Origin of the sequence: Psychromarinibacter halotolerans (assembly GCF_029168315.1) — a bacterium.
In the GTDB taxonomy this organism is placed as follows: Bacteria; Pseudomonadota; Alphaproteobacteria; order Rhodobacterales; family Rhodobacteraceae; genus Psychromarinibacter; species Psychromarinibacter halotolerans.
In genome coordinates this window covers 1-5,804 of the sequence record NZ_JARGYD010000025.1, presented here as the reverse complement: position 1 = coordinate 5,804, position 5,804 = coordinate 1, and the positions used below count along the sequence as shown (strand labels likewise).

The 5,804-nt window shown below is 69.6% G+C and carries 6 protein-coding genes; 1 reads left to right on the top strand and 5 read right to left on the bottom strand.

What is annotated here, in order from left to right; all coding sequences use genetic code 11:
* The 4 genes from P1K30_RS23695 to P1K30_RS23680 all read right to left on the bottom strand — a co-directional run.
* The coding region (locus P1K30_RS23695) for a hypothetical protein (RefSeq protein WP_275635216.1) at window positions 1-467 on the bottom strand (467 nt) is incomplete at its 3' end.
* 55 nt (window positions 468-522) lie between these two features.
* Window positions 523-1,116: a hypothetical protein gene (locus P1K30_RS23690; protein WP_275635215.1), complete on the bottom strand. Its 594-nt coding sequence runs from the start codon at window positions 1,114-1,116 to the stop codon at window positions 523-525.
* Window positions 1,117-1,132: 16 nt separating this feature from the next.
* Window positions 1,133-2,092, bottom strand: a complete 960-nt coding sequence (locus tag P1K30_RS23685; RefSeq protein ID WP_275635214.1) for a hypothetical protein — start codon at window positions 2,090-2,092, stop codon at window positions 1,133-1,135.
* Complete coding sequence (locus P1K30_RS23680; RefSeq protein WP_275635213.1) at window positions 2,089-3,000, bottom strand: hypothetical protein; 912 nt, start codon at window positions 2,998-3,000, stop codon at window positions 2,089-2,091. The genes P1K30_RS23685 and P1K30_RS23680 overlap by 4 nt, the downstream gene beginning before the upstream one ends.
* 185 nt (window positions 3,001-3,185) lie before the next feature.
* Here P1K30_RS23680 and P1K30_RS23675 point away from each other — a divergent pair, with 185 nt between their 5' ends.
* Window positions 3,186-5,462, top strand: a complete 2,277-nt coding sequence (locus P1K30_RS23675) for a glycosyltransferase (RefSeq protein WP_275635212.1) — start codon at window positions 3,186-3,188, stop codon at window positions 5,460-5,462.
* A gap of 9 nt (window positions 5,463-5,471) precedes the next feature.
* Here the strand turns inward: P1K30_RS23675 and P1K30_RS23670 are convergent.
* A partial coding sequence (locus tag P1K30_RS23670; protein WP_275635211.1) for a hypothetical protein occupies window positions 5,472-5,804 on the bottom strand: 333 nt, incomplete at its 5' end.

The window sequence follows — 5,804 nt, the reverse complement described above, 5'->3', positions numbered from 1 at the left end:
CCGCGCGCGGCGGCGGTGTCGGCATAGGCAGAGAAGGTGATCTTGCTGCCCTGCTTCTTGCGCTGGTTGTAGGCGGACAGCAGGAACCGGTCTAGCGGCCGCCAGACGTAGATCACCTGCGCCGCGTCGAAGCGGTCGAACAGGGGCAGCATGTCGCGCGCCATCGCCGGCGCCATCGCGAACAGCCCGCCCGCGTGCATCGGGTCGCCAAGCGCGTTCTCGTTCGACAGGAACACCGTCTCGGTGCTGCCCTCGGGCGCGTCGCGGTCCAGGAAGCTGTCCAGCGCGGCGTGGAACGGCGCCGGATCGTCCGACCCCAGCGCGTCGAACGGCAGTTTGCGGAAATCGTGCAGGTAATGGAAATGCTGCTGCGCCAGGATCTCGGGATTGCGGCCGCACAGGTTCTGGATCCAGGTGCTGCCCCCCTGCGAGGAGCCGGGATGCAGAAGCAGTTTCGGTTTCGTCATCTCGTTCTTTCTTCTCGGTTTCTCCGACGACCCGCGGGCAATGCGGGCACCCGGCTCAGGTATCGATCGGGATCAGCGTATTGACCAGCGAGTCCGTCATGAACGCAACCTCTATGCCCAGCTTGTCCTCGATCAGCTTCTTCGCCTTCTGCATTCCGATGATCTGTTTCTCGTGGACATGCAGGTCCAGGTCCCAGCCGACCCGGGTCTGGTAGAACCGGTTCGCCCCCAGCGAATAGCTGAAGTCGACGCCGTACAGTTCGACCCGCTTCGGCTTCCATCCCAGCGCCAGCTGCAGCGCGCCATAGGCGGCGGAATAGCCCTCGAACACGCCGCGGTCGGGGTGCAGCGAGAACCCGTCGCGCCCCAGCGAGCGCACGAAGCTGACCTGCCGGTAGGGCACCAGCGCGCGGCGGAAGTAGGAACAGACATAAAGGTGGCTGTCGTTCAGATCGACGCCCGCCTCTTTGAACATGTGCCCCTTCTCGTCGATGAAGCGCCAGTCCTGGATCCACAGGTGGTCGCAGCGCATCCCGCGCGCCTTGAACAGCAGCGGGGCCGAGTTCACGCCGAGGTAGACACCCTTGAACTTCGGGTCCATGCCGTCCGCCGCGGTGGGCGCGTTGCCGATGATCCGGACAATCGTCATTCTGCCGCCTCCGCCGTCATGCCGCGTAGATGTCGTCGTAGATCGACACGATCCGACGCCAGTTCATGTATTTCTCGAAATAGGCCCGTCCCGCCGCCTTCTGCCGTTCCAGCCGCGCCCGGTCGTGGTCCAGTTCATAAAGCAGGTCGAACAGCGTATCGGACCCGGCCTGCAGGAAGGGCGGCGGTTCCGCGGTCTGCAGCGCGCTGCAGAAGATGTCCGTCGACAGGATGTCGGCGTTGTTGATCACCACGTTGCCGGTGAACAGCCCCTCGTAGGACACCAGATGGAAGCCGCCGGTCACCACCTCGTCGATGGTCACGTCGTGCCGGGTGCGCAGCGCCAGAAGCTCGATCGGGTTGATCCCCTCGGCCAGCGTCAGCGACAGGAACGGCGCGCGTTCCATGAACCCGATCAGCTTGTCGAAGGCCTCGTCGCGCTTGGCGCCCCAGCGGGTGCCGGTGCGCGAACTGGGCGAATACAGCACCCGCAGGCTGCCGCCTTCCGAGGCCGCGTCATGCGGCAAAGACGGAATCGACGGGCGATAGAGACAGTTCGGCACCACGATGAAGTCGTCGTAGGTGCGCGCGAAGCCATGCGCGACCACCAGCTTCTTGTCGAACTTCAGCTCGGGCGCGTCGGCCAGATAGACCGGGTGTTCGCGCTGGCCCTGATGCAGCTGCCAGACCAGCTGTGCGCCGGTGGCGGCAAGATGTTCCAGCACCAGATTCTCGATCTGCCGCGGCAGCCAGTTGTGCACATGCACCACCGTGGCCCGCGCCAGCATCGTGGTCAGGATCTCGCGCCCGGCGGGGCGCGACAGGTTCACCGGGATCGCGGCCGGCGAGAACAGCATCATCTCGGGCTTCAGCGCGCCGAACTGCAGGCAGGCGGCGTCGTGCCCGGCGGCGCGCTGTGCATCGGCCAGCATCGCGGCGGCGCCGGAAATCGCGGAATTGGTCAGGTGCAGGATCATGTCGCGCTCCGGTCGATGAACCGCGCCCGCATCCCGGCCTTCAGCAGCCAGGACAGCTTTTGCGTGTCGTCCATGCGGGGGTTCTGCAGCAGGCCCCAGTAGCGGTGCCGCATCGCCAGCGAGATATACCCCGCCTCGGCCTCGGCGGCGAGCGCCTCGCGGATCTGGCCCGCCTCGCGCAGGGCCGGGTCGCGGCGGTGGCGGCCCATCAGCAGCACCAGCGGCGACGGCTGCACCGGGCGCTCGGCTTCGATCCGGCGGCGCAGCAGCGTGACCGCGTCGGGCTTGCCGAACATCGGCACCAGCGACGGGTTGCGGCCATAGAACCAGCCGTCGATCCAGCCCCGGATCAGCGGCGCCACATCGCTGCTGTCGGCGACCGGGAACAGGTTGCAGCCCGCCACCTGCGCCGGCGCGTCGGGGTCGATCACGATCGCCATGTCGGCGCGGCGCAGCGTCTCGGCGCGGTTGGACGCGTACTTGTTGCCGCAGACCACCACCAGCAGCACGTCGGGCGCGACCGCGTGGATGAACTCGGCGACCCCGTCCTCGGGCTCGTGCGCGATCAGGAAGAACTTCTGCCCCGCGAAGATCGAGTTCTTCGGCCCCGGAATCCGGGTCGCGATCTCGTGGAAGCTTTTCAGCAGGATGCGTTCGGGATTGCTTTGATAGAGACTGGACATGTGCCAGTGCGGCACCCGCTCGGCATAGTTCGCGATCATGTCGCGGTACAATGCGACGGCGGGCGCCTTGCGCAGCGCCGGCCGCAGGAACAGCATCTGGATGCCGCCGCGCGATGCGGTGAAATCGGCGGAAAGCTCGATCCCGATCTTGTTTTGCGAAATCGAGACGGTTCCCGCGCGATCGCACGGCAGGTCCTGTTCGGTTTCGGCCGCCCGTGTGGTCATCCGTGTCTCCTGCCGCCCCATCGCTGCCCTGACATATCGTTCGATATGCAAGGGGCGGCGAAAACGCAAACCCGAAGGTCGGAAGACCGGGCCGGGCGGCTAGGGCGATGCGCTTCATTGCACTTGCCCCCGGACCACGGCAGAACGGTCGGACCGTTCCCGTTTCCACTTCCCCCGAGGGGCCGATGCCTGCCACCGCTTCCGACGACACGACACCGCAGACCCCGCTTGCCCTTGCGCGGCAGGCGCTGGCCGAGGGGCGGCGGCGGCGGGCCAAGCGGCACCTGCGCGATGCGGCGGCCGCCACCGAGGCCGACGCCGAACGGCTGGAGATCGCCCTGCTGATGGCGCGGGCCGACAGCCAGGACGAGGCGCTGGAGATCGCCGGGGACGCGCTGTACCGCGACCAGCCGGGGCTGCGGCTGCAGATGCTGCGGCTGCGGCTGTTCCTTGCGCTGGGGCGCGGCGGCGACGCCGAGACCCTGGCCCGCGCGCTGGTGGCGGCGCATCCCGCCGATCCCCGCCCGGTGCTGGCGCTGGCCGACATGCTGGAGACCGGCGGCCGCACCGCCGAGGCGCTGACGCTGATGCGCGACGCCCTGCCCCGGATGCCCGACCGCCCCGGCCCCCGCCTGCGGCTGGCGCAGCTGGAACTGGCCGAGGTCGGCCCCGACGCCGCCCGCGCCGCGCTGGACCCGCTGGAGACATCCGCGATCCAGACCCCTGCCGAGGTGCTGCAACTGGCGCGGCTGTACGCCCGGCTGGGCGAAAGCCGGAAGGAAAGCGCGGTGCTGGCGGGGTGGCTCGAAACCGGGGACCGGGCCCCCGATCCGCGGGTGCTGGCCTATCTGTTCCACCGCACCCTGAGCTATGCCCCCGACGCGGCCCCGATCGAACGCGCCAGCGCCGCGCTGGCGCCGGTGCTGGGGCCCGAGCGGGTGCGTGCGATCCTGCTGAAGGCCTATCTGCAGGACGGCGACGCGGCCAAGGCGCTGGACTGTGCCCGCGATCGCGGCGCGCGCAGCCCCGAGGACGCGTCAGAAACCGCCCGCGCGCTGTTCGCGCTGCAACGGGGGCCGCTGGCGCTGCGCTATCTGCGGTTCTGCCTGCGCCGCTGGCCCGAGTCGCTGCACCTGCGCAAGACCCTGTTCATCGGCCTGCGCAAGGGCGGCGAACTGGCCCGTGCCACGGCGCTGCTGGACGCGCCCGAGGCACGCGGCCCCGCGTTCGACACCCTGCGGCTGCAGGCGCGGATCTTCGCCGCCGATGCCGGCAGCGGGCCGCAGCCCGATCTCGACCCGGTGCTGGACGAGGTCGAGGCGCAGGCGCGGCCCGACGAGCGCACGATGCAGATCCTGATGCAGCACCTGATCGCCCGCGCCGACCTGCCCCGCGCCGAACGGCTGGACCGGCACATGCGCGCGGTGCAGGCGCTGGGGCCGCGGGCGCGCTGGCGGCCGCCGCAGATCGCGCAGCAGTTCACCGAGCTGAAGCTAACCGCGTCGCATTTCGGCGCCGAGCGGCTGGCCGCCCTTGCCGATGCCGATGCCGACACGCTGTCGCGGGAACTGCGCGCGGCGTCGTGGTCCTTTATCCTCGCGCAGATGATGGTGTCCGCCGAGGCGTCCGACCCGATGCCCCGCCCGGCCCCCGGAAACGTCCCGAAACCGGCGCAAAAGCCGGTAACAGAGACGCATTCCGACGACATCCCGATCCCCACCGACGGCACCGGCCCGATCCCGGCGCTGATCCACCAGTACTGGAACACCACCCCCGCGCCGCCGCAGGTGCTGGCCTTCGCGGACAGCTGGCGCGCGGTGCCCGGCTATACCCACCGGCTGTACGACCGCCGCACCGCGCTGCAGATCCTGCGGGCCGAGTTCGGCCCGACATGGGTGCAGGCGTTCCGCATGGCCAAGCGCCCGGCGGAAGAGGCGGATTTCCTGCGGCTGTGCATGCTGGCGCGGCACGGCGGGGTCTGGGCCGATGCCGACGACGTGCTGACCGGCGATCTGGCCGCGCTGCTGGACGGGGCGGACGGTCTGCTGGTGTTCCGCGAAAGCGTCAGCGGCGCGCTGGCCAACAACGTGATGGCCGCCGCGCCGGGCCACCCGGCCATCCTGTTCGCGGCGCGGATGGCGCGGCAGGACCTGCTGCGCCGGTCGAACGAAACGATCTGGCTGAAGACCGGCCCCGGCCTGCTGACCCGCGCGGTGGGCCAATATATCGCCGCCGCCCGGGCCCGCGCGGCGGACGGCACCCCGACCCGGCTGCGCGTGACCATCGCGTCAGAGGACGACCTGCGCCGGCAGGCGGCGATCCACAACCCGCTGGGTCACAAACGCACGGCGGCGCACTGGCACGACCGCGACCGCGGCGAACAGGGGTTTCTGGACCTGCTGGCGCGGCTGACCGCCGCCGCGGAACAGGGGGGCGAACAGGCGGCCAGTTCCGAAAGCTGACCCGCGCGCTCAGCGGGTGGCCAGCAGGCCTTCCAGCTCGTCGATCCGGGCGCGCAGGGCGTGGACCTCGTCCAGCGCCTTTTGCTGGTCCAGCGTGTACAGCGTCAGTTCCTCGACCTTCTCCAGCAGCGCCATCTGCATCGCCGTCATGTCCAGCCCCGCCACGCCGACCTCGGCCGCCGAGGGCACGCCCGGCAGGTGGCTGTTGGTCTCTATGAAGGCGGCAAGCTCGGTCAGCGGCATCAGTTCGTAGTCCGGGGCAAAGACATAGTCGGGCACGTTCAGCGTGGTGCCGTTCACCACGACGCTGCCGCCGCCGGCCAGCACCAGATTGTGGCCGTT

Coding starts and splice junctions, on each gene's coding strand:
- P1K30_RS23685 (WP_275635214.1), bottom strand. CDS start 2,092: ATGATCCTGCACCTGACCAATTCCGCGATTTCCGGCGCCGCCGCGATG.
- P1K30_RS23690 (WP_275635215.1), bottom strand. CDS start 1,116: ATGACGATTGTCCGGATCATCGGCAACGCGCCCACCGCGGCGGACGGC.
- P1K30_RS23675 (WP_275635212.1), top strand. CDS start 3,186: ATGCCTGCCACCGCTTCCGACGACACGACACCGCAGACCCCGCTTGCC.
- P1K30_RS23680 (WP_275635213.1), bottom strand. CDS start 3,000: ATGACCACACGGGCGGCCGAAACCGAACAGGACCTGCCGTGCGATCGC.